The organism is Neorhizobium fuzhouense (genome assembly GCF_042611105.1).
Lineage (GTDB): Bacteria > Pseudomonadota > Alphaproteobacteria > Rhizobiales > Rhizobiaceae > Neorhizobium > Neorhizobium galegae_A.
The window spans coordinates 18,206-41,283 of record NZ_JBHFFP010000005.1; the positions used below are offsets into that span (position 1 = coordinate 18,206).

Consider the following 23,078-nt stretch of genomic DNA (forward strand, 5'->3'; position numbering starts at 1 on the left):
CTATGCCATGAACCTGTTTGATCTTTCCGGAAAGCGTGCGCTGGTGACCGGCGCGCGCACCGGCCTTGGCCAGGGACTTGCGCTGGCGCTCGCGCGGGCCGGCGCCGATATCGTGGCGATCGGCTCGCGCCCGATGCCGGAGACGCAGCAGAAGGTGGAGGCGCTGGGGCGTCGCTTCGAAGAGGTCGTCCACGATCTTGCCGATCCTTCAGGCCTTGACGATGTGGTGACCGCACTGACCGCGCAGGGGAATATCGATATTCTCGTCAACAATGCCGGGCAGATCCGCCGCGCCGATTTCACCGCCTTTTCCGAACAGGACTGGGATGATGTGATGAACATCAACCTGAAAAGCACCTTCCTGCTATCACAGGCGGTGGTGCGTCACATGCTGGACGAGGGGCTTGCCGGGCGCATCGTCAACATCGCCTCGCTTCTGTCCTTCCAGGGCGGCATCCGGGTGGCCTCCTACACATCGAGCAAGCATGCGGTGGCAGGTCTCACCAAGCTGATGGCCAACGAACTGGCGGCGAAGGGCATCACCGTCAACGCCATTGCGCCGGGCTACATGGAAACCGACAATACCGAGGCCCTGCGCAACGATCCGGACCGCAGTCGCTCGATCCTCGAGCGTATCCCCGTCGGCCGCTGGGGCAACCCGTCGGATCTCGATACGGCCGTGCTGTTCCTGACCGCGCCTGCCAGTGGCTATGTGACCGGCCAGGTTCTGGCCGTCGATGGCGGCTGGATGGCGCGCTGACGCGCTATGGCGCAAGCTCGGCAGCGCGCGACAGCGCTGCCGAGAGCCCTTTGAGGGAAATCCGCATCGCAACGGCATCGCCGGTAGCAAGATTGGTCGCGGCAAGCCGAAGGGCCGTGCCCGATTTCATCGTCTCGACCGCATGCGCATCGAACTTGACCGGAACGAGGCAGCCGCCGGGAAGGCAGGTTGAAAACTCGAACTGCGTTGTCTGGGCTGCCTCATCCACCGTGACCGCCACACCGCGCGACAGCGCAAGGCCGAAAGGCACCAGCAAGGCGCCATCCAAACGGCCCCGGCCGACGTTGCGCAGTTCCGCCGTCAGCATCTGCTGGCTTTTGTCTCCCTTGGTCTGAACCTGGCGAACCACGCAGCCGGTCACGCCGTTCTGCGCGCGGCAGGCGACAACCCAGTCGTCAAAATTTTCAAGGAGAAAGGGAACGCCACCGGGCAATTCGGCAGCTATGGCCCCGCCCGGTGCTGCAAGGCTTGCCAGCAGCGCCATAGGTAGCAGGCACACGAGCAACAGATGCTGGCGCAGGAGGCGGGAGAGCGCCTGGCGCCCGGACAAAAGCGTTCTGAAGAATGTCACCATGACGGCCCGCAGCTTGGCACGCCGAAAAGGCGTGCGGATATTGCGGTTGCCGTTCGCATGCCCGAAGGCCTGCTTCAAGTCCCTGAAAGCCGCCGGGGATGCGGAAACCGGAATTTTCCCTAGCGGTCTGAAGTCATGCCCGTTCGGAAGGCCATGCTGTGATCAATAAGGGTCCTGGAGGCCCTCAGTTGTCGTTGACGGCGCGCGGTCGCCGGGCGATCTGGCCAACCACCTGCTCGATCATTTCCTCGGTCAGGTCGAAGCCGCGGCGGGAACCTTCCTGGATGAACATCGACATGAAGGTCGGCAGGTCCGGGGCGCTGGCAAGCTGCGACATCGTCAACGGATCACGACGGACCGCGCCATAAAGCTCGATGACTGTGTTGGACATGCCTTTTCCCTCCGCAATGCCATTCACGCCGCGGTTGTCATGGCGGCCCCGTGTATAGTTCACGACCAGTATATGGCATGGAGATGGAAACGCTCGCAATCCGATTTAATCAACGATGAGATATTGTATAGAGTAACGATTTAGTCATAATTTCGACGACAAGCCTCGAAAACATGACAATAACTATCTTTATAATTTTCCTTCTGAAGGTTTAGTCCTTCGGGCGATACAGTCGTTTTGGTCATGTCGTTACTTTGTTACAATCTTATCGATGATGGTGTGTGCAGGGACGGCCGCGGCGGCGGCTATGCAAGGGACTGCACCTGCCGGGATAGTGCTCGGTCACCCGTCTGCAGGATGCGAAAAGGCCGCCCCGGTCCGTCAACCGGGGCGGCCCAATTGGCTGGCGGCGCGCTATCAGGCGGCCAGCTGTTCCGGAGACTTTGCTCCGGTCATGAAGGCGACCGCATCCGACATCGTGTAATCCTTTGGATCGATGACTGTGAGGCGACGGCCGAGGCGGTGGATGTGAATCCGGTCCGCTACTTCAAAGACATGCGGCATGTTGTGCGAAATGAGCACGATCGGGATGCCGCGCGAGCGCACGTCGAGGATCAATTCCAGCACGCGCCGGCTTTCCTTCACGCCGAGTGCGGCCGTCGGTTCATCAAGGATAATGACTTTCGAGCCGAAGGCCGCCGCGCGCGCCACGGCGACGCCCTGACGCTGGCCGCCGGACAGCGTTTCCACCGCCTGGTTGATGTTCTGGATGGTCATCAGGCCGAGTTCGGAGAGCTTTTCGCGGGCGAACTTTTCCATGGCCGGGCGGTCAAGCGAGCGGAAGACGCTGCCCATGATGCCAGGCTTGCGGATCTCGCGCCCGAGAAACATGTTGTCGGCGATCGACAGTGCCGGCGAGAGTGCCAGGTTCTGGTAGACGGTCTCGATGCCGGACTTGCGCGCCTCGATCGGCGAGCGGAAATTGACCGTCTTGCCCTCAAGCGTGATTTCGCCGTCATCGGGATGGATGGCACCGGAAATCGCCTTGATCAGCGAGGATTTGCCCGCGCCGTTGTCGCCGATGACCGCCAGGATTTCGCCGGGATAGAGGTCGAAATCCGCCCGGTCGAGGGCCGTTACCTTGCCGTAGCGCTTGACGAGGCCACGGGCCGAAAGAATGGGTTCGAGAGCCATTAGCCTGCTACCTTTCTGATCCACTGGTCGATGGCGACAGCTGCAATGATCAGCACGCCGATCATGAGATAGGTCCACTGCGGGTCGGTGCCGATGAGGCGAAGGCCAAGCGCAAAGACGCCGACGATGAGAGCGCCGAACAGCATGCCCATGATCGAGCCGCGTCCGCCGAACAGGGAGAGGCCGCCGATGACCACGGCCGTGATGGATTCGATGTTGGCAAACTGGCCAGCGGTGGGCGAAACGGAGCCGATGCGGCCGATCAGCGCCCAGCCTCCAAGCGCACAGATGAGGCCGGACAGCGTGTAGACGGAGACCAGCATCTTCTTGACGTTGACGCCTGCAAGCTCTGCTGCATCCGGATCGTCACCCACGGCATAAAGATGCCGGCCCCAGGCGGTGCGGTTCAGCACATACCAGAGAATGGCAACCAGCACGACGAGCGCGAGCACGCCATAGGTGAACACGGCGCCGCCGAGGCGCAGGTTCTGGCCGAAGAACTGCAGGAGCGGCGCTTTCGCTTCGAGGTCCTGCGAGCGGATCGTCTCGTTGGCGGAATAGAGGAAGTTGGTGGCCAGAACGATCTGCCACATGCCGAGCGTGACGATGAAGGGCGGCAGTTTCACCCGCGCCACCAGAACGCCGTTGATGAAGCCGCAGATCGCGCCCGTGGCAAAGCCGGCCAGGATCGCAAGCGGTGTCGGGATGCCGTAGTTGACGGCAAACTGCCCCATGATCACTGACGACAGCACCATGATGGCGCCGACCGACAGGTCGATGCCGGCGGTCAGGATGATCAGCGTCTGGGCGGCCCCGATAATGCCGGTAATGGCCACCTGCTGCAGGATGAGCGTCAGGGTGAAGGCCGAAAAGAATTTCGAGCCGAGGATCGAACCGAAGACCGCCACCGACAGAAGAAGAACGATCAGCGGCACGGCGGCCGGGCTGGAATGCAGGAAGTGCTGGAACTTCTGCAGCGGCGTCTTGTCGTTGCCGTCGAACTGCGCAACTTGGGTGGCGCTTCCGGACAATACGGTTTCGTATTCGAGATGGGGTTTCTTGCTGGCGGCTTGTGGCTCGCTCATTGATTTTCCTCCCTATTGCCTCTCCCGAGGATGCGAGGGCCGACCGGAGGAATGACATCCTGCGGCATGTCGGCGATGAAATGGATACTTTCAATCGTCAGCGAAGCGACCGGGCCGCGTTTGCGCGGTTGGCGGCTTGTCAGAAGGGCGGCCTGTCGCCGCCCTTCCTCTTTGGCAATCAAGAGTGGTTCAGGATCAACCCCAGCACTTGGCCGTGCCTTCCTTGGTGTCGATCGAAGGAACGCCGGTGGCCGGCTTGTCGGTCACGAGCGAAACGCCGGTGTCGAAGAAGTTCTTGCCGGCGGTCGGCTTCGGTTTTTCACCGCTGTCGGCGAACTTCTTGATGGCTTCGATGCCGAGGGCTGCCATCAGCAGCGGATACTGCTGCGATGTCGCGCCGATGATGCCTTCCTTGACGTTCTTGACGCCCGGGCAGCCACCGTCGACGGAGACGATCAGCACGTCCTTCTGCTTGCCGACAGCTTTCAGCGCTTCATATGCGCCGGCAGCGGCCGGTTCGTTGATGGTGTGCACCACGTTGATGTTGGGGTTCTTCTGGAGAAGGTTTTCCATGGCCGTGCGGCCGCCTTCTTCATTGCCGTTGGTGATGTCATGGCCCACGATGCGCGGGTCGCTTTCATCGCCGATCTTGTTCGGATCCTTGGGATCGATGCCGAAGCCGATCATGAAGCCCTGGTCGCGCATGACATCGACGGACGGCTGGGCCGGCGTCAGGTCAAGGAAGGCAACCTTGGCATCCTTGGCCTTGGCGCCAAGCGTTGCGGCGGCCCACTGGCCGATCAGCTTGCCGGCGAGCAGGTTGTCGGTGGCAAAGGTTGCATCGGCTGCGGTGATCGGGTCGAGGGGCGTGTCGAGGGCGATGACGAGAACGCCGGCGTCACGGGCCTGCTTGACGGCAGGAACGATGCCGGCGGTATCGGAGGCGGTCAGCAGAATGCCCTTTGCGCCGTCTGCGATGCAGGTTTCGATCGCTGCGACCTGGCTTTCGGAATCACCGTCGATCTTGCCGGCATAGGACTTCAGCGTCACGCCGAGTTCCTTGGCCTTGGCTGTGGCACCTTCCTTCATCTTGACGAAGAAGGGGTTGGTATCCGTCTTGGTGATCAGGCAGGCCGAAACGCCGGCAGCCGATGCCGGAGCGGCGAAGACGACGCCCATGGCAAGCGTTGCGAAAGCGGCGGTAATGATGCTCTTTTTCATTGGGGCTCCTCCCAGAGTGTAAGCGCTGATGGCCAAGGCACCGGACCAGATCGAGTGACCAGACGCCTCCTCCAAGTCGCCCGTGCCTTCACAGCCGCATTAAGATCAAAACCCGATGTGCCTGTCAATAATTAATTCCGATTGATTTATTAATTCGCGCTGCTACTTTCTTGTGCGAGGAGACTGGGTACCTTAGGGAGGGGTAGCCATGACAAATCATGAATATCAGCCTCCGGGATCGCCACCGTCCGTTCCGTTTGCGGGGGGATCCAATCAGGTCCGCGTGCGTGCCCACAATGAGCGGCTCGTGCTCTCGCTCGTGCGCCTGCACGGCTCCATGTCGAAGGCAGACATTACCCGTCGCACGGGCCTTTCGGCACAGACCGTGTCGGTCATCATGCGGGCGCTCGAAAAGGAAGGCCTGCTTCTGCGCGGGGATCCTATACGCGGCAGGGTGGGCCAGCCGTCCATCCCGATGCGGCTCAACCCGGATGCGGTCTTTTCCTTCGGGGTCAAGATCGGCCGGCGCAGCGCCGATGTCGTGCTCATGGATTTCGTCGGCAAGATCCGCCGACGTGTGCGCCAGACCTATGCCTATCCGCGCCCCGATGAAATCATGTCCATCATCCTCACCGGCATCGACAGTATCGAGGCGCAGATGAGCGAGGCCGAGCGGGCGCAGATTGCCGGCGTCGGCATCGCAGCCCCCTTCGAATTGTGGAACTGGGCCGAGGAAGTCGGCGCTCCGCCGGGCGCCATGGACGCCTGGCGCCAGTTCGACCTGCATGCGCAGGCTTCCGCAAAGATCCGTCATCCTGTCTATCTGCAGAACGATGCCACCAGCGCCTGCGGTGCAGAACTCGTCTTCGGCGTCGGCCCGTCCTATCCGGATTTCGTCTATTTCTTCATCGGCTCCTTCATCGGAGGCGGTATCGTGCTGAATTCCGAGGTATTCTCCGGCCGCAGCGGCACGGCCGGGGCGCTCGGGCCATTGCCTGTGCGCGGCGGGCAGGGCGAAAACCGCCAGCTTCTCGACATTGCCTCGATCTTCGTCCTCGAAAAACTGCTGCTGGAGCGCGGTATCGATCCGCAGCCGCTGTGGTATTCGGCCGATGAATGGATCGACTTCGGCGAGCCGCTCGACATCTGGATCCGCGATACGGCCGATGCGCTGGCGCAGGCCATCGTCGCGGCCGCCTCCGTCATCGATTTCGGAGCGGCCGTCATCGATGGCGGCTTTCCGCCCTGGGTGCGCGCCCGCATCGTCAAGGCTACGGTGGCAGCCGTCGCCAGGCTCGATCTGCAGGGCGTCATCATTCCCGATATCATCGAAGGCGCAGTCGGCGCGCAGGCGCGTGCCATTGGCGGCGCAAGCCTGCCGATCTTTGCCCGTTACCTCACCGATCAAAGCATATTGTTCAAGGAGCTTTCCTAACATGCTGAAAGGCATCAATCCGATTCTCAGCCCCGATCTTCTGGCGACGCTTCGGGCCATGGGTCACGGCGATGAGATTGCCATCGTTGACGGAAACTATCCGGGACTGGAGCATGCAAAGCGGCTGGTCCGTCTGGATGGCCATGGGCTGATTGCCGTTCTCGATGCCGTTCTCTGCGTTCTGCCGATCGATGATTTCGTGTCCGAAGCAATCTTCCGCTCGACGGTCGGCAAGGATCGCGATGCACTCGACCCGGTCCATGAGGAACTCATTGCCTGCTGCAAGCGGCATGAGCCGAAGCAGCCGGTGGTGCCGCTCCTCGGGCCTGATTTTTATCCGCGGGTGAAGGCGGCGCATACGGTGGTGCAGACCAGCGAGCCGCGCCTTTATGCCAATGTCATCCTGCGCAAGGGCGTCATCTATCCATGAGGGCGGGGGAGGCGCTGCTGCACTGGCGGACCGGCAGCAGCGCCCCCGAGATGCAAGCGGCAAATGCCGGACTCTTGGGAGGGCGCGTTGGCTTCCCGTGAAATTGCCAGTGCGGCGGAAGTCTGATAGGGGAGTATAACACTCAACTTTTCAGCCGCCGCCCATGACCTTCCAACCCCGGATGTCCAACACGATCGAGGGCTTTTCGCTCGGCAAGGGCGTTGCCCGTCGCGTCTGGAACGGGCTGGTCGCCGATGTCTGGGATGTGGAGTGCGCGCCTTATGCCGGCGGCCATTATGTCGCCTCCGATCCCCGCCTCTTCATCCTGCTCGATCTGCAGGGCACGGGTCGGCCAGTGGTGCGCAGCGGTAAAGGCCGGAAGGGCGAGTTGCAGAACCCGCAAAGCTCGCCGATCTCCTACGTGCCGGCCGGCATGGATCTGTGGGTGGATTTCACCGGCATCCGCACCCTTCGCCACCTCGACATTCACTTCGATGCCGAAACCATCTGCCGCCGGCTGACGGATGATCTCGACCCGCGCCGGCTGGATGATCCGAAGCTGCTGTTCTTCGATGAGCGCGCCATGAGCCTTGCGCGGCTGATCGCCGCCGAATGCCTCAATCCGCAGCCGCTGCATGATCTCTATGGCGATGGGCTGGCGCTCTCGCTGATCATTGCGGTGCTGAACCTCGACAAGGTGGAGCGGCGCAAGCGCAGCGCATTGGCTCCCTGGCAGCTGCGGCGCGCCACCGATTATCTCGACGCCCATTGCCTGCGCACGGTGCGGCTCGATGAACTGGCGGATCTGACGGGCCTGTCCGCCTCGCAGTTTTCCCATTCCTTCAAGGCATCCACCGGGCTCGCACCGCACCAGTGGCAGATGCGCGAGCGGCTGGCGCGCGCCAAGGCGATGCTTGCGGAAAAGGATCTTCCCCTCAATGCGGTTGCGGTGGAAATCGGTTTTGCCGATCAGGCGCATTTCACGCGCGTCTTCCGCCAGTATCTCGGCACCACGCCGGCGAAGTGGCGAAAAGCACACAGTTGACGGGCTGCGGGGGCTCTGCCGGACGTGCCGGCGATGTTTGCCCAAGAATGTTCAATTTTTCGTCCTGCAGGCAAGCATCGGTCTATAATTTGAGTTACGCGCTCATCTTATCAAGTGGGGTTGTCGGACCCCGGAACGAGACGTGGGGGCGCGCGCGACAATGATGACAACGAGGAACAGGCACGGTTACGCCACGCTGCTGGCCGGGATTGCGGCAGGCAGCCTCTTCGCCGCCATGCCGGCGCTGGCCGAGCCGGCAATCGAGCTGGACCCGGTGCTGGTGCAGGGCCAGTCGGCGGAGGGGACTGGGGCCAACGGCCCGGTTCAGGGTTACGTGGCGAAAAAATCCGCGACCGGTGCGAAGACCGCCGGTGATATTTCCGCCATTCCCCAGTCGGTCTCCGTCGTCGGACGCGACGAATTGAACGATCGCGGCATCACCAACAAGGTGGACGAGGCGCTGGCCTATACGGCGGGCGTGCTGTCGGCACCCTTCGGTGCGGATGCCGATACGGACTGGGTCTATATCCGCGGCTTCGATGCCACGCAGACCGGCGTGTTCTACGACGGTCTCAATCTCTATGCCTATGGTTTCGGCGGCTTCCAGACCGACCCTTACATGCTGGAGCGGATCGAGGTGCTGAAGGGGCCGGCCTCGGTTCTCTATGGCGGCGCCAATGCCGGCGGCATGGTCAATCTGGTGCGCAAGCGGCCGACCGATGAACCGCTCTACGAGACCGAGACCGGCATCAACTCGAACGGCAATGCCTTCTTCGGCTTCGATTTCTCCGACAAACTCGGCTCCAGCGACACCATGACCTATCGCCTGACCGGCAAGATTGCCGGCGGCGACAATTATTCCGACTTCTCGCATGACCTGCGCGGGTTTGTGATGCCGCAGCTGACGATTTCCCCTGACGAGGCCACCAAGCTGACCGTCTGGGGCTCGTTCGCAGCCCTCGACGAGCTGCATGTGGGCGGCGGATTTTTTCCCTATGAGGGCACGGTCGATACCTCGTCGACCAATGGCTTCCGCATTCCCCGCGACGCCTACTACGGCGAGCCGGATGTCGACACCGGCGTCTACAACCAGGAAATGGTTGGCTATGAGGTGGAGCACGAATTCGACAGCGGCTGGAAGGTCTCGCAGAACGCCCGCTACGGCCATCTCTACAAGCACGAGAACGCCCCCTATCTCTACGGCTGGTACGATATCAATACCTTGCGGCTGAACCGCATCGGCTTTGAGCAGACCTCCAAGGTGAATACCTTCCTGATCGATAATCGCCTGGAGGGCACGGTCGACACCGGGCCGCTGGAGCACAGCCTGCTGTTCGGCCTCGACTACAAATATTACCAGCTGTCCAACGACCAGGCCGCGAACACAATCAATCCGATCAGCGCCACCGATCCGGTCTATGGCCTGCCGCAGCCGGCCAACTATTCCTACAGCAACCAGCTGATCACCCAGAAGCAGGTCGGCATCTATGCGCAGGATCAGATCCGCTTCGGCGGCGGATGGCTGGTGACGCTGAACGGCCGCTACGACCACGTGGAAACCACCACCGACAACGGCCCGACCTACTGGGCGCCGACGCAGGACTTCACCTACAGCTACAGCAAGAGCGCCGCCAGCGGTCGCGCCGGCCTTGCCTATGAGTTCGACAACGGGCTGACGCCCTATGTCAGCGTGGCGAGCTTCTTCAATCCGGTGATCGCCGTCAGCAGCACACCGGACAACAAGCCGGAAGAGGGCGAGCAATACGAAGTCGGCGTCAAATACGAGCCGCACTTTATCGACGGCCTGTTCACGGCCTCGCTGTTCGATCTTACCAAGCGCAATGTGGTGGTGACGGTCCCGGGCAGCACCCTCTCCAGCCAGATTGGCGAGGTGCAGTCGCGCGGTGTGGAGCTGGAAGGCAAGGTGAACCTCAATGACAACTGGAAGCTGCTCGGCTCCTTCACCTATGCCGATCTCGAGGTGAAGAAGGATATCATGGCCGCCTCTGTCGGCAAGAGCCCCTATCTGGTGCCGGCGACTCAGGCCTCGCTGTGGCTGGATTACGCAGTGCCAGTGCCGGCGCTCGAGGGCTTGAGCATCGGCGGTGGTGTACGCTATCGCGGCGAAAGCTGGGCGGACCGGGAAAACACGCTGAAGGTGCCGGATGCCACCGTCTTCGACGCAGCACTGCGCTACAAGAAGAATGGCTGGGAAGGCTCGATCAACGTCACCAACCTGTTCGACAAGGTCTATGTCAGCGGCTGCGCCGGTGCCGACACCTGCGGCTATGGCGACGCGCGCACGGTGACCGTCAAGCTCAGCAAGAGCTGGTAGGTCGTAAAAACCTCCCGACATGTCCGAAATAGAACAAGGCCGGCGGAGCGATCCGCCGGCCTTGCTGTTGATGCGGCCCTATAATGCTTAACGGAACAGGCTCGGCAGCCAGAGCGAGAGCGCCGGGATGTAGGTGACGAGCATCAGCACCGCGATGCTGGCGCCGAAGAAGGGCCAGATCGTGCGCATGGCTTCGCGAATGCTGATGCCTCCCACCGCGCAGCCGACAAAAAGCACCGTGCCGACCGGCGGCGTGTTGAGGCCGATGCCGGCGTTCAGGATCATGACAACCCCGAAATGCACGGGATCGACGCCGAAAGCCTTTACCACCGGCAGCAGCACTGGTGTCGAGATGATCACCATTGGCGCCATGTCCATGAAGGTGCCGAGAAGAAGCAGGATCACGTTGATGACAAGCAACACGATGATCGGATTGTCGGAAATCGCCCCGATGGCGCCGATCATCAGCTGCTGCACCTGCAGGAACGCCATCAGCCAGGCAAAGGCGGCCGCGGTGCCGATGACGAGCAGCACCATCGCGGTGGTGCGCACCGCTCCCATCACCGCCTCGACGAAACCGTGCCAGTCGAGTTCGCGATAGACCAGCATGGCCACCAGGAACGCATAGAGAACCGCAATGCACGAGCTTTCCGTTGCCGTAAACACGCCCGAGCGCACGCCGCCGAAGATGATGCCGATGAGCAGAATGCCCGGAAAGGCCGACAGCAGATAGTAGCCGACCCTGGCAAAGCCCGGAAAGGGTTCCGACGGATAGCCACGGCGGCGCGCCACGACATAGGCCGTCACCATCAGGGCAGCCGCGAGCAGGATGCCGGGCAGGATGCCGGCGGTAAACAGGTCCGCCACGGAGACATTGCCGCCAGCCGCGATCGAATAGAGGATCATGTTGTGCGAAGGCGGGATCATCAGCGCGATGATGGCCGAATTGACCGTGACGTTGACGGCGTAGCCACGGTCATAGCCGCGGGCTGCCATCTGCGGGATCATCAGGCCGCCGACAGCCGAGGCATCGGCGACGGCCGAGCCCGAAATGCCGCCGAAGAGCGTGGAGGCGACGATGTTGACCTGGCCGAGCCCGCCGCGCAGATGCCCGACAATGCCGGCTGCAAAGCGGATGAGACGGGTGGCAATGCCGCCGCGCACCATGAGGTCGCCGGCAAAGATGAAGAACGGGATGGCCATCATGGCAAACACGTTCATGCCGGAATTCAGCTGCTGGAACACGACGATGGGCGGCAGGCCCATGTAAAGGATCGTGGCGACCGAGGCGATGCCGAGGCAGAAGGCGATCGGCATGCCGATCAGCATCAGGATGGTGAAGGAACCGAACAGGATCGTGTAAGCCATCAGACAACCTCCGCCACGTCGGTATGGGCCGCGATTTCTTCGCCCAGCGCCACGTCGATGAAACGCTCGGCGGCAAACAGCGCAATCATCGCGCCGCCGACGATCAGCGGGAAAAAGTCTACGCCGCCCGGCCAGCCGAGAACCGGAATGGTGGCCGTCCAGGTGCCTTTTGCCAGCAGGACGCCATAATAGGCCATGGCGATGCCGAACAGGGTCACCAGGCCGAGGCTGACGAGATCCATGGTCTTCTGCACGGAGACGGGCATGGAGTAGCGCAGGATATCGAGCCCCAGATGCACGCTTTCGCGCACGCCGACTGCAGCGCCCAGCATGATGAACCAGGACATCAGGTAGAGTGACAGCGGCTCCGACCAGCTCGGCGAATCATTGAGCACATAGCGGGCAAACACCTGCCAGCCGACGATCACCGTCATGGCAATGATGCCGGCGCCGGCGATATAGAGGGATGAACGGCTCAGCGCCGTCAGGCTTGGCCGAATGGCCTGCATCAGTTTTCTCATGTCCCGCGGATCCTTCTCGGCCTGTCCCCTTGGACAGGCGTGCATGAAAAAGGGCCGGCAGGTTTTTCCCTGCCGGCCCCGATTTCTGCTAGTGCACGGCCTGGATGCGCTCGAGCAGGCCCTTCAGCTTTTCGTCGGTGACGAACTTGTCGTAGACCGGCTTCATGGCGGCAGAAAACTCCGACTTGTCCACCTTGATGACGTTGACGCCGGCAGCCCGAACCTTCTCTTCGGACGTCTTTTCACGCGCCGTCCAGAGTTCACGCATCTTGACGGTGGATTCCTTGGCGGCCTGGCGGACGATCTTCTGGTCTTCCGGCTTCAGCTTGTCCCAGCTGATCTTGGACATGACGAGGATTTCCGGATTCAGCGAATGTTCCGTCAGCGTGTAGTTCTTGGCCACTTCGAAGTGACGCGCCGATTCGTAAGACGGCCAGTTGTTTTCAGCGCCATCGACCACGCCGGTTTCCAGCGAGGAATAGACTTCGCCCATGGGCATCGGCGTCGGGTTGGCGCCAAAGGCCTGCATCATGGCGATCCAGAGGTCGGATTGCTGGACGCGGATCTTCATGCCCTTGAGGTCGGCAAGCTTTCCGATCGGCTTTTTGGTGGTGTAGAAGGAGCGCGCGCCGGAATCGTAATAGGTCAGGCCGATCAAGCCGTGCTGTTCGAAGGCGGCAAGGATTTCGTCGCCGATCGGACCGTCGACCGTCTTGTGCATGTGTTCCGTCGAACGGAACAGGAAGGGCATGCCCAGAACAACGGTTTCCTTGACGAGATTGTTGAAAGGGGCCGCATTGACGCGGTTGAGATCGATGACGCCGAAGCGGGTCTGTTCGATCGTATCCTTTTCGGAGCCGAGTACGGCGCTTGGCATGACCTGCACCTTGATGCGGCCATTGGTGCGCTCGGAAATCAGCTGCCCCATGAATTTGACCGCCTCGACCGTCGGATAACCGTCGGGGTGGATGTCGGCGGAACGCAGGCTGATTTCCTGCGCCTGGGCAGCAAGGGTAGTGCTGAAGGCAAGGCCGAGGGCGAGCCCCAGGATCTTCGTCAGTTTCATGTTATCCTCCGCTTGGTGAAACGCCCGAGCCTCCTGCTCCGGCGGCAGTCTTTATGCAGTCGCCTCCCGGAATGCGGGCAGGGCGAACAACTCCTCCGGGTTGTCGACAAGGGCGCGCTGAAGCGCCGCCTCGTCGGGAAGCCAGCTCAGAACGGTCTCCAGCAGCGCGGCGTCGTCGGGATAATCCTTCTGCTCGCGCGCCAGGTTGTGCGGCCAGTTGGTGCCCCAGACGATGCGCTCCGGCGCATGGGCGGCAAGCAGCCGGGCAATGGCTGCCACGTCTTCATAGGCAGGGCCGCCGCTCTTTGAACTTTCATAGACGCCGGCAAACTTGAACCAGCAATTTCCGGCATCGATCAGCCGGCGCGTGGCGGCCACCTGCGGGCTGTCGGGCGTCACGCCGGCGAAGAACTTGCCGTGATGGTCGAAGACCCAGCGGGATTTGAGCGCCGCCAGGCGCGTTTCGTGCTCCAGGATTTTGCTGCCGTCGAACTGGATGGCGAGCATCAGGCCGCGGGCATATGCCTTCGCATCCAGCGTTTCGAGGGCGGAAAGATCGGTTGCGCCACCCGGCAGGTCCATGATGCGAAGGCCGACGACGCCAGCCTGTTGCAACTGGTCCAGCTCCGCATCGGAAACATCGGCGCCCACGGCTGCCACGCCGCTGGCCACATCCCCCATCTCGGCAAGGCAGGCGACGATGTTGGAATTGTCGCGCTGCTGGGCATTGCCTTGCGTGATGATGACGCGGTCGATGCCGAGCCAGGCCATCAGCTGGCGATACTGCGCAGGCGTCGGCAGATCGCCGGCGGGAAGCCCCGGGCCGCCCGGCAGCGCCGGATAGCCAGGCAGATACATATGCATTTGCGCGTCGACGCTGCCCCGCGGCAGGGAGATGGCCGGTTCTCGTCCAGACAGCGGGCGCACCAGCATCAGGCGTCTCCCATCTTGAACTCGGCGAGCGCCGCGCGGTTGATCTCGATGCCGAGGCCGGGGCCATCCGGAATGGTCACCACGCCGTTCACATGCTCGATCGGCGTCTTCACGATCGCCTGCCGGAACGGGTTGTCGGTGCGGTCGAATTCCAGGATGGGCTCGATCGGATTGACGCGTACCGGGCTTGGCACCATTGCCGCCATGAACTGCAGGGCAGCGGCAATGTGTACCGCCGTTCCCCAGACGTGCGGTACGACGCGCACGCCGTGAAGTGCCGCCAGATCCGCCACGCGCTTGGCTTCGGTAAAGCCTCCGACGCCGGCCAGATCCGGCTGCAGAATATCGACGCAGCGGCTCTCGATCGGCTCCCGCATGCCCCAGCGCGTGTGCCAGGTTTCGCCGCCGGCAACCGGGATCGGCTGGCGGGCGCGCACTTCGCGATAGGCGGCCAGCTGTTCCGGCACCACCGGTTCCTCGAACCAGTCGAGGTTGAGTTCGGCAGCTGCCTGGCCGAAGCGAATGGCCTCCACCGCATCATAGCCGTGATTGGCATCGACCATGATGCGCATGTCGGAACCCACCGCTTCGCGGGCGGCGCGCACCACGCGCAGATCCTCTTCGACGCCAAAGCCGATCTTGATCTTGGTGGCGTGAAAGCCTTCCGACCAGTAGCGCGCCACATCGCGCGCATTGTCCTCGACGCGGTCGACGCCATCCCGCTTGAAGCTGCCTGTGGCATAGGCCTTGACGCTTTCGCGAACGCGACCGCCAAGCAGGATGGAAATCGGCGCGCCAAAATGCTTGCCCTTGATATCCCACAGCGCCATGTCGATGCCGGAAAGGGCGGTCACTGTGAGGCCGCGCTGGCCCTGGTCGCGCAGGGCATTGTAAAGCCGTGCCCAGATCTTTTCGGTTTCGAGCGGGTTTTCGCCGATCAGCCAGTTGGCATAGGCCGCCACAACGGCAGCGTTCGGACGCGCCGGCCCGAGGCATTCGCCCCAGCCGGTCGTTCCGTCGGCGCATTCGATTTCCACCAGAACATGCGCACGCCGGTCAAAGCGCATGGAGGCGCTTTCAAAGGCGACATCGAGCCTGTGTTCTAGAAGATGTGTGCGAACCGCGACGATTTTCATCCTAGCGCTTCCAGGGGCCGATGAGGTCGAGCAGCATGTCTTCTTCCTCGCGGGTCAGGTCATCGAGCGGCGGGCGAACTTTACCTGCATCAAAGCCCTGCAGACGCACGCCGGCCTTGATGGCGGCCACCGCATAGCCCTTGCGGCGATTGCGAATGGCCATGAAGGGATAGAAGAAATCGCGCAGGATCTCTTCGCACCGCTCGCGGTTGCCGGCGCGCAGTGCCTTGTAGAATTCCACCGCAAGACCGGGCACGAAGTTGAACACGGCAGACGAATAGGTGGTGAAGCCGGCGCCGAGATAGGCTTCGGCAAAGAGTTCGGCCGTCGGCATGCCGCCGAGATAGGTCAGTCGATCGCCCATGGTGGCGGTGACCTGGCGCACGAGGCCGATATCGCCGGTGCCGTCCTTGAAGCCGACAAGGTTCGGGCATTCGTCACACAGGCGCTTCAGGGTGTCGACGGAGAGAACGGAATTGTCGCGGTTATAGACCATGACGCCGATGCCGACGGACTGGCAGATCTTTTTGACGTGCTGGTAAAGGCCTTCCTGCGGCGCATCGATGAGATAATGCGGCAGAAGCAGGATGCCATCGGCGCCTGCCTTTTCGACGGACTTTGCCAGCTCCACACCGACATGGCTGCCGAAGCCGCAGCCGGATACGATCGCGGTATCGCCGGCGGCTTCCTTGGCGGCGGCGACGATGCCGGGAATTTCATCGGGAGACAGCGAGAAGAACTCGCCGGTGCCGCCTGCGGCAAACAGAACGGGGGCATCATACCCCGACAGCCACTCGACATGGCGGCGATAGCTTTCCGGCTGGAACTGGCCTTCCGCATCAAAATGGGTCACGGGGAAGGACAGAAGGCCAGCGCCGAGCGCCGCCTTGATCTCTTGTGGCGTCATGATGGTATTTCCTCTGTGGACGTTCCTCCGTTATTTGTCGTACATGTTGGGTATACATGTGTCAATAATTTATCTGACGAATTGCCTTTGTTCGCGCAGAAGCGCCCGATAGCGGGCCTGGCTGCCGCGCAAATGGCGGCGCATCGCCTCGCGGGCGGCTTCTTCATCGCCTGCCGAGATCGCAATGACGATCGCGCTGTGCTCATCCGTGATAAGCTTGATATAGGCTGCCTGGTCCGCCTCGCTCTCCTCGTTGCGCAAGGCGGCGCGTGGAATGACGCTCTTGCCGATCATCGACAGGAAATCCCGGAAGCGGGCATTGTTGGTGGCCTCGGCAATGGCCAGATGCAGGGCGAAATCCGCGTCGCTGGTCGGCTTTCCGGCTTCAAGGCCCGCCTGTACTGCGTAATGACAGTCGAGGATGATCTCTTCCTGTGCCGGTGAGCGGCGCACGGCGGCAAGGCCCGCCGCCTCCACCTCCACGGCGGTGCGCAGCTCAAGGAACTCGATAACCGAGGAAACCCGGGCATGGTCGATGTTTTCGATCGACATCGGGCTTGGCGTCAGGGGGCCTGGCGGGTCGAGCACGAAGACGCCCGCGCCCTGGCGGGCTTCGACAAGCTTGTCGGCGCGAAGGGCCGCGATGGCCTCGCGCACGACGGTGCGGCTCACCCCATGCGTTTCGCCGAGTTGCGCTTCGCTTGGCAGCTTGCTGCCCGGCGCAAACTGGCCCGCGAGAATGGCCTGGCGCAACGTATCGCCAAGCTTTGCCGCAAGCGTGACGGAGCCGCCGCCGGCTCTTTCCTTGGTGGTCGTGCTCATCCGTGCCCCTTTCGTGAGATTGCCGGTGATCCCGCAGTGCTGCCTGTCTGAGATATCTGTACCGTGTTGACGACCGGCTGCCAACATGTATGATAAATTTCGTGGCAGGGTTACAAGTCCGTCCCGAGCGCCATCCAGGGAGGTTTTATTGAAACGACTGTTGATCACCGGCGCGGCCGGGGCGCTTGGCCGGGCCATGCGCACGCGGCTCGCACCGCTTGCCGAAACGCTGCGTCTGTCCGACATCAGCGATCTGGGCACAGCCGGCGAAAACGAAGAGCTTGTGCAGTGTGATCTGGGCGATGCCGATGCGGTCCACCGGCTGGTCGAAGGCTGCGATGGCATCGTGCATCTCGGTGGCATTTCGGTCGAGGACAAGTTTTCCAAGATCCTCAATGCCAATCTGCTCGGGCTCTTCAACCTCTATGAAGCCGCCCGCGCCAACGGCCATCCGCGCATTCTGTTTGCCAGCTCCAACCACACGGTCGGCTTTTACCGGCAGGACCAGCATATCGATACGACGGCACCGATGCGGCCTGACGGGCTTTATGGCGTGTCGAAATGTTTTGGCGAGGCGCTCGCCCGCATGTATTTCGAAAAATTCGGCCAGGAAACCGCGCTGGTGCGCATCGGCAGCTGCATGGAAAAACCCAGCAACCACCGCATGCTGGCGACCTGGATGTCCTATGACGATTTCCGCTCGATGATCGAATGCATCTTCCGCGCGCCCATGCTGGGCTGCCCGATCATCTGGGGTGTGTCCAACAATGACAGCCGCTGGTGGGACAATTCCCGTGCGGCCTATCTCGGCTGGAAGCCGAAGGACAATGCCGAGCATTTCCGCGCCGAACTGGATGCGAAGCTTGGCAAGCAGGACCCGACGGCCCCGCTCAATGTCTATCAGGGCGGCAATTTCGTGAAGGACCCTATCTTCCCGGAAACCTGACGCCTTCAGCGCATGTCAGCCGACAGGTCCATTCCGGCGCTTCTGCTCGCGCCGGAATGCCGGCGATCAATCGTCGGAGTAGCGCTGCTCGGCCCAGGGGTCGCCGCGCAGGTGATAGCCGTTCTTTTCCCAGAAGCCGGGCCTGTCCTCGCGGATGAACTCGATCCGTGTCAGCCACTTGGCGCTTTTCCAGAAGTAGAGATGCGGCACCACAAGCCGCATCGGGCCGCCATGCTCGCGGCTGATCGGCTCTCCCTCCCAGTGCGTTGCCAGAAGCGCGTCGGCGGCGGCGAAATCGGAGAGAAGAAGGTTCGTCGTATAGCCGTCGAAACTCGTCAGCATCACCGCATTTGCCTCCGGCGTCGGGTGGACGAGATCGAGCAGGTCGCGCACCATCACGCCCTGCCAGCGGTTGTCGTAGCGAGACCAGGTGGTGACGCAGTGAATGTCGGAGAGCGACTGGCTCTGCGGCAAAGACAGAAAGCCTGCCCAGTCCAGCGTCAGGGTGTTTTCCACCGCGCCGCGCACATCCAGCCGCCATTGCAGTTCGGAAATCTGCGGTTGCTGGCCAAGATCCAGCACGGGCCAGTTTTTGACGAGATGCTGGCCGGGCGGCAGGCGGTCGGTCTCCGGCCGGCTGATGCGCCCAGTCAGAAACCGCCCTTCTGCGGCCCATTTGCGCTTGGTATTCGTCAGCTTCGTGGCTTGCGGGTCTGACGTCTCGTCCGCCATGGGGGTGATCCTTGTCTCTGTTGTGTCCAGAAAACGGTGGCCTTTGCCGATCGTTCCGGGTTGACCTTCGGACACGCGGCGTGAATGTGCCCGCTCCCGGAACGGCTGTCCAGTCGAAGAGAGAGCAACGCGAATGGCTATATTTCCAGAAATATAACGCTGGCGATTTGCGGCGAATGCGATATGTTTTGACAAATATATCCAGAGGAGACGCCATGCCGACCCGCCGCCAGTGCCTTGCCAGCCTCCTTTCAGCCTTTGCCGCTCTCGGCTTCACCTGCCTTTCGGCGACCGCTCCGGCTTTGGCCGCGGAAAAGATCACCGTCTTTGCCGCCGCCAGCATGAAGAACGCGCTGGATGCGGCCAATGCCGCTTACCGCGCGGACAAGGGCGTCGAGGTGACCACTTCCTATGCGGCAAGTTCGGCGCTTGCCAAACAGATCGAAGCGGGTGCGCCGGCCGATGTGTTCATTTCAGCCGATCTCGACTGGATGGACTATCTCGCCGGCAAGCAATTGATCGCACCCGACACACGCAGCAACCTTGTCGGCAACCGCATCGTTCTCGTGGCGCCGAACGACAAGGCAAAGCCGGTCGCTATCGGGCCCGGCTTCGATCTTGCCGGACTGCTGGGCAACAGTCGCCTGGCCATGGGGTCTGTCGAAAGCGTGCCGGCCGGCAAATATGGCAAGGCGGCGCTGGAAAGGCTTGGCGTCTGGAGCACCGTCGCGTCAAAGGTTGCGGGCGCTGAAAATGTCCGCGGCGCGCTGGCGCTGGTGTCGCGCGGGGAAGCGGCCTATGGCATCGTCTACCAGACGGATGCGGCGGCCGATCCGGGCGTTTCAATCGTCGGCACTTTTCCGCAGGATACGCATCCGCCGATCATCTATCCGGTCGCAGCACTCAGCGAGTCGAATAACCCCTCCGTCGCCGCCTATCTCGATTTCCTCAAATCACCAAAGGCTGCGCCATTTTTCCAGTCGCAGGGCTTTGCCCTTCTGAAGTAGGGTGAAGCTGCAGGCGACGTGCCATTGTCATTGCCTGATGTGTTGCAGGTGCCGGATTTGGACGCATTTTCATTAAGCGCCGAGGAATGGGCGGCCATTCGCCTCAGTCTTCAGGTGTCGGTTGTCGCCATGGTCGCCAGCCTGCCGTTCGGCGTTCTCACAGCCTATGTGCTGGCGCGCGGCCGTTTCTGGGGAAAGTCGCTGCTGAACGGGCTGGTCCACCTTCCGCTCATCCTGCCGCCGGTGGTGACCGGTTATATCCTGCTCATCCTGTTTGGCCGGCGCGGACCGATCGGCGCCTTTCTCGCAGACCACTTCGGTATCGTGCTCTCCTTCCGTTGGACAGGGGCGGCCCTGGCCTGCGCCGTCATGGGCTTTCCGCTGATGGTACGCTCCATCCGCCTGTCGATCGAGGCAGTCGATGGCAAGCTGGAGGAAGCCGCCGGCACGCTTGGCGCCTCGCCGCTCTTCGTGTTCTTAACCGTCACGCTGCCGCTGATGCTGCCGGGCGTCGTGGCCGGCATGATCCTCGCCTTTGCCAAGGCCATGGGTGAGTTCGGTGCGACGATCACCTTTGTCTCCAACATTCCCGGGGAGACGCAGACGCTGTCTGCCGCCATCTATACCTTTACCCAGGTGCCGGGCGGCGATGCGGGCGCCCTGAGGCTGACGCTGGTTGCCATCGTGCTTTCCATGGCCGCCCTTCTGGCATCGGAGGCGCTCTCGCGGGTGATCGGCAAAAGGATCCATGCGCAATGACGCTGTCCGTCGACATTCGCCATCGGCAAGGGACGTTTTCACTCGATGTGTCGTTTTCCTCCGCGCGGGGCGTGACGGCCCTGTTCGGCCGGTCCGGCTCGGGCAAGACGTCGGTGCTGCGCATCGTGGGCGGGCTGGTCGCGCCTGACAGCGGGCGCGTGGTGCTCGATGGCGAGGTGCTGGTCGATACGGATGCCCGCGTGGCGGTGCCGGCGCATCGGCGTCGCTTCGGTTATGTGTTTCAGGAGCCGCGCCTCTTTCCGCATTTGAGCGTGCGCCAGAACCTCGCCTATGGCCGCTGGTTTGCAGGCGCGGGTGCAAGGCGTGACGGCATGGACCGGGTGCTCGACATGCTGGGCATCGGCGCTCTTCTCGATCGCTGGCCGGGCAATCTTTCCGGCGGCGAAAAGCAGCGGGTGGCGATTGGCCGCGCGCTGTTGTCTGCCCCGCGCATGCTGCTGATGGATGAGCCTCTGTCGGCACTCGATGAGGCGCGCAAGGCCGAAATCCTGCCCTATCTCGAGCGCCTGCGCGACGAACTCGACCTTCCCATTCTCTATGTCAGCCACTCGGTGTCTGAAGTGGCGCGCCTGGCGGACCGCGTGGTGGTGCTGGCCGAGGGTCGTGTGGCGGCAAGCGGCAGCGCGTCCGAGATGCTGAAGGGTGCCTTCGAGGCGACCGGGCGCGAGGCGGGCAGCGTGCTGTCGGGCCGGGTCCTCTCCATTGATGCCGTATCGGGCCTTGCGGTCATCGGCTTTGCCGGTGTCGAGCTGGTGGTGCCGCGCGGCGGGCTCGAAACGGGGCGTCCGCTGCGCGTCCATATTCCGGCGCGGGAAGTGCTGCTGGCAACGCAGCGGCCGGAGGGCATCAGTGCGCTCAACGTGCTGGAGGGGCGGATCCTGTCCATCGTGCCGGCTGGCGAGGGGGCTGCCGATATCGAGCTTGCCTGTGGCGAGGAACGCATCCAGTCGCGCATTACGACGCAGTCCGTCGCCCGGCTCAACCTGATGCCCGGACGCAGCGTGCATGCCATCATCAAGACCGTAGCCCTTGATCCGCATTGATCTCGAAAATGTGAATTTGAGGCTCTGCCGCAGTGCACAAGGCTCGTGATTTTCCATTTGACGAATGTCGCCGGCAGGACTACCTCGATCTGGCGCACGCTTCGTGCGTCTTTCCTTTAGAACCGACCCCCGAGGGGATCATGCCTAGCAACGATCATAGTCGATTGACCGCGCCGTTTGTGGCTGCCGCATTGAGCTGATTGGTGTCAGCCTCCTGCGACCGCCGCAAACGGCCGGTCGTCCAAGGAGGTGAGCATGAACGCAACCATCCGTTTTTTCGCAGCCCATCTGCGTCGTCCGGGCGTCAGCAAGGACCCGAACGAAATCTTTGCCGAACGCTCGACCTTCGGCGACCGTCTGGCTGACCGCGTCGCCGCCATCGGCGGTTCGTGGAGCTTCATCATCGGCTTCAGCATTTTCCTGATTGCCTGGGCAATTCTGAATTCGGTGGTTCTGGCCGCCAATGCCTTCGACCCGTTCCCCTACATCTTCCTCAACCTGATGCTGTCCATGGTGGCCGCTTTGCAGGCCCCGGTCATCATGATGAGCCAGAACCGCCAGGCCGCCAAGGATCGGCTGGCTGCACGGCTGGATTATGAAACCAACCTGCGCTCGGAAGCCGAGATCGCCAATCTGCATGCCAAGGTGGATGCGCTCTCGGGCGATCTTGCCATGCTGATCCGCCTGCAGCTGGGCACTGCAGCATCGGCAAATGACGAGCAGGCAGCCGTCAACTGAAGTGTCCTCGCCTGGACATCTGCGCAAACAGTCTCAGCGTGAGGATGTTTGCGCAGGCGCCCCGCCCGCCGGAGCGATTGTCCGGCTCATGAACCAGTCGAGGTCGTCTGCCATGGCGGCCTCGGCTTTTTGCTGCATGGTGCGGAAGCGGATGATCAGCTCCTCGCCGAAGGCCGTCAATTGGGCTCCACCGCCCTGTTTGCCACCCCGCTGCGGTTCCACGGCGGGCTGATCGAACATGTGGTTCAGCGCGTCGACCAGAAGCCAGGCGCGGCGATAGGACATGTCCATTGCCCGCCCCGCGGCGGAAATCGAGCCGGTCTCGCGGATATGCTCCAGAAGCTCGATCTTGCCGCGCCCCAGCCGGTCTGCCGGCGGAAAATCCAGCCGCAGGATGATCTTCGGGGCATTGCTGACGTCGTGCTGCATGATCCGGCGGTCCTTGCGCTCTCTCCTGCGGAGCCGACAATGGTTTATCAAGCCTGCCGGCGCCAGACCAGCGCGCTTGTCTGAAATGCCCGCGCGCATGTGGAATGAAAGTAAGTATCGCATTGACAAGCATCTTCTGACGAAAGAAGACTTCAGCCC

General features: G+C 62.3%; 24 protein-coding genes. 10 read left to right on the forward strand and 14 right to left on the reverse strand.

Annotated elements, in window-relative coordinates; translation table 11 throughout:
• The first annotated feature begins 7 nt into the window (after nt 1-7).
• Nucleotides 8-760: a 2-dehydro-3-deoxy-D-gluconate 5-dehydrogenase KduD gene (gene kduD, locus ACEXP3_RS10485; protein WP_377297225.1), complete on the forward strand. Its 753-nt coding sequence runs from the start codon at nt 8-10 to the stop codon at nt 758-760.
• A 4-nt stretch (nt 761-764) separates the two neighbouring features.
• Here the strand turns inward: kduD and ACEXP3_RS10490 are convergent, their stop codons facing one another.
• The 5 genes from ACEXP3_RS10490 to ACEXP3_RS10510 all read right to left on the reverse strand — a co-directional run bounded on the left by ACEXP3_RS10490 (nt 765) and on the right by ACEXP3_RS10510 (nt 5,246).
• The gene (locus ACEXP3_RS10490) at nt 765-1,433 is read right to left on the reverse strand and encodes an invasion associated locus B family protein (protein ID WP_377297226.1); all 669 of its coding nucleotides are present in this window, start codon (nt 1,431-1,433) and stop codon (nt 765-767) included.
• A gap of 106 nt (nt 1,434-1,539) precedes the next feature.
• Nucleotides 1,540-1,746: a hypothetical protein gene (locus ACEXP3_RS10495; RefSeq protein WP_210106014.1), complete on the reverse strand. Its 207-nt coding sequence runs from the start codon at nt 1,744-1,746 to the stop codon at nt 1,540-1,542.
• A 417-nt stretch (nt 1,747-2,163) separates the two neighbouring features.
• Nucleotides 2,164-2,940 carry an ATP-binding cassette domain-containing protein gene (locus ACEXP3_RS10500; RefSeq protein ID WP_210106013.1) on the reverse strand — a complete coding sequence of 259 codons (777 nt, stop codon included), beginning with the start codon at nt 2,938-2,940 and terminating at the stop codon, nt 2,164-2,166.
• Complete coding sequence (locus ACEXP3_RS10505; RefSeq protein WP_210106012.1) at nt 2,940-4,025, reverse strand: ABC transporter permease; 1,086 nt, start codon at nt 4,023-4,025, stop codon at nt 2,940-2,942. Before ACEXP3_RS10505 ends, ACEXP3_RS10500 begins: the two co-directional genes overlap by 1 nt.
• Before the next feature lie 195 nt (nt 4,026-4,220).
• Nucleotides 4,221-5,246, reverse strand: coding sequence for a sugar ABC transporter substrate-binding protein (locus ACEXP3_RS10510; protein ID WP_210106011.1), 1,026 nt, complete (start codon nt 5,244-5,246; stop codon nt 4,221-4,223).
• Nucleotides 5,247-5,454: 208 nt separating this feature from the next.
• Here ACEXP3_RS10510 and ACEXP3_RS10515 point away from each other — a divergent pair, with 208 nt between their 5' ends.
• The 4 genes from ACEXP3_RS10515 (at nt 5,455) to ACEXP3_RS10530 (ending at nt 10,491) form a co-directional block, all read left to right on the forward strand.
• A complete protein-coding gene (locus ACEXP3_RS10515; protein WP_377297227.1) occupies nt 5,455-6,681 on the forward strand; it encodes an ROK family transcriptional regulator in 1,227 nt (408 codons plus the stop codon).
• A 1-nt stretch (nt 6,682) separates the two neighbouring features.
• Nucleotides 6,683-7,111, forward strand: a complete 429-nt coding sequence (locus ACEXP3_RS10520; RefSeq protein WP_377297228.1) for an RbsD/FucU family protein — start codon at nt 6,683-6,685, stop codon at nt 7,109-7,111.
• Nucleotides 7,112-7,274: 163 nt separating this feature from the next.
• A complete protein-coding gene (locus ACEXP3_RS10525) occupies nt 7,275-8,156 on the forward strand; it encodes a helix-turn-helix domain-containing protein (RefSeq protein WP_210106008.1) in 882 nt (293 codons plus the stop codon).
• A 160-nt stretch (nt 8,157-8,316) separates the two neighbouring features.
• On the forward strand, nt 8,317-10,491 hold the full coding sequence (locus ACEXP3_RS10530; RefSeq protein WP_377297229.1) for a TonB-dependent siderophore receptor: 2,175 nt from the start codon (nt 8,317-8,319) through the stop codon (nt 10,489-10,491).
• Between the two features lie 87 nt (nt 10,492-10,578).
• Here ACEXP3_RS10530 and ACEXP3_RS10535 read toward each other — a convergent pair whose 3' ends face one another.
• The 7 genes from ACEXP3_RS10535 to ACEXP3_RS10565 form a co-directional block, all read right to left on the reverse strand.
• Nucleotides 10,579-11,859 carry a TRAP transporter large permease gene (locus tag ACEXP3_RS10535; protein ID WP_377297230.1) on the reverse strand — a complete coding sequence of 427 codons (1,281 nt, stop codon included), beginning with the start codon at nt 11,857-11,859 and terminating at the stop codon, nt 10,579-10,581.
• Nucleotides 11,859-12,380, reverse strand: coding sequence for a TRAP transporter small permease (locus ACEXP3_RS10540; RefSeq protein ID WP_377297231.1), 522 nt, complete (start codon nt 12,378-12,380; stop codon nt 11,859-11,861). Before ACEXP3_RS10540 ends, ACEXP3_RS10535 begins: the two co-directional genes overlap by 1 nt.
• Before the next feature lie 88 nt (nt 12,381-12,468).
• Nucleotides 12,469-13,446, reverse strand: a complete 978-nt coding sequence (locus tag ACEXP3_RS10545; protein ID WP_210106004.1) for a TRAP transporter substrate-binding protein — start codon at nt 13,444-13,446, stop codon at nt 12,469-12,471.
• Between the two features lie 51 nt (nt 13,447-13,497).
• Entirely contained in the window at nt 13,498-14,379 is an 882-nt protein-coding gene (locus tag ACEXP3_RS10550; protein ID WP_377297232.1) for an amidohydrolase family protein, read from the reverse strand.
• On the reverse strand, nt 14,379-15,515 hold the full coding sequence (locus tag ACEXP3_RS10555) for a mandelate racemase/muconate lactonizing enzyme family protein (protein ID WP_377297233.1): 1,137 nt from the start codon (nt 15,513-15,515) through the stop codon (nt 14,379-14,381). Before ACEXP3_RS10555 ends, ACEXP3_RS10550 begins: the two co-directional genes overlap by 1 nt.
• A gap of 1 nt (nt 15,516) precedes the next feature.
• Entirely contained in the window at nt 15,517-16,422 is a 906-nt protein-coding gene (gene kdgD, locus ACEXP3_RS10560; protein WP_377297234.1) for a 5-dehydro-4-deoxyglucarate dehydratase, read from the reverse strand.
• 69 nt (nt 16,423-16,491) lie between these two features.
• Nucleotides 16,492-17,244: a FadR/GntR family transcriptional regulator gene (locus ACEXP3_RS10565; protein ID WP_210106000.1), complete on the reverse strand. Its 753-nt coding sequence runs from the start codon at nt 17,242-17,244 to the stop codon at nt 16,492-16,494.
• A gap of 148 nt (nt 17,245-17,392) precedes the next feature.
• Between ACEXP3_RS10565 and ACEXP3_RS10570 the strand changes: the two genes are divergently transcribed.
• On the forward strand, nt 17,393-18,190 hold the full coding sequence (locus tag ACEXP3_RS10570; RefSeq protein WP_377297235.1) for an NAD-dependent epimerase/dehydratase family protein: 798 nt from the start codon (nt 17,393-17,395) through the stop codon (nt 18,188-18,190).
• 66 nt (nt 18,191-18,256) lie between these two features.
• Here ACEXP3_RS10570 and ACEXP3_RS10575 read toward each other — a convergent pair whose 3' ends face one another.
• Entirely contained in the window at nt 18,257-18,922 is a 666-nt protein-coding gene (locus ACEXP3_RS10575; RefSeq protein WP_377297236.1) for a sulfite oxidase-like oxidoreductase, read from the reverse strand.
• A 215-nt stretch (nt 18,923-19,137) separates the two neighbouring features.
• Between ACEXP3_RS10575 and modA the strand changes: the two genes are divergently transcribed.
• The 4 genes from modA to ACEXP3_RS10595 all read left to right on the forward strand — a co-directional run bounded on the left by modA (nt 19,138) and on the right by ACEXP3_RS10595 (nt 22,490).
• Nucleotides 19,138-19,929 (forward strand): molybdate ABC transporter substrate-binding protein, encoded by a 792-nt coding sequence (modA, locus tag ACEXP3_RS10580; RefSeq protein WP_377297237.1) that lies wholly within the window; start codon nt 19,138-19,140, stop codon nt 19,927-19,929.
• Between the two features lie 57 nt (nt 19,930-19,986).
• Nucleotides 19,987-20,688: a molybdate ABC transporter permease subunit gene (gene modB / locus ACEXP3_RS10585; RefSeq protein WP_377297238.1), complete on the forward strand. Its 702-nt coding sequence runs from the start codon at nt 19,987-19,989 to the stop codon at nt 20,686-20,688.
• Complete coding sequence (modC, locus tag ACEXP3_RS10590) at nt 20,685-21,752, forward strand: molybdenum ABC transporter ATP-binding protein (RefSeq protein ID WP_377297239.1); 1,068 nt, start codon at nt 20,685-20,687, stop codon at nt 21,750-21,752. The genes modB and modC overlap by 4 nt, the downstream gene beginning before the upstream one ends.
• 255 nt (nt 21,753-22,007) lie before the next feature.
• Complete coding sequence (locus ACEXP3_RS10595; protein WP_210105994.1) at nt 22,008-22,490, forward strand: DUF1003 domain-containing protein; 483 nt, start codon at nt 22,008-22,010, stop codon at nt 22,488-22,490.
• Between the two features lie 33 nt (nt 22,491-22,523).
• Here ACEXP3_RS10595 and ACEXP3_RS10600 read toward each other — a convergent pair whose 3' ends face one another.
• A complete protein-coding gene (locus ACEXP3_RS10600; protein ID WP_210105993.1) occupies nt 22,524-22,919 on the reverse strand; it encodes a winged helix-turn-helix domain-containing protein in 396 nt (131 codons plus the stop codon).
• Nucleotides 22,920-23,078 lie beyond the last annotated feature (159 nt).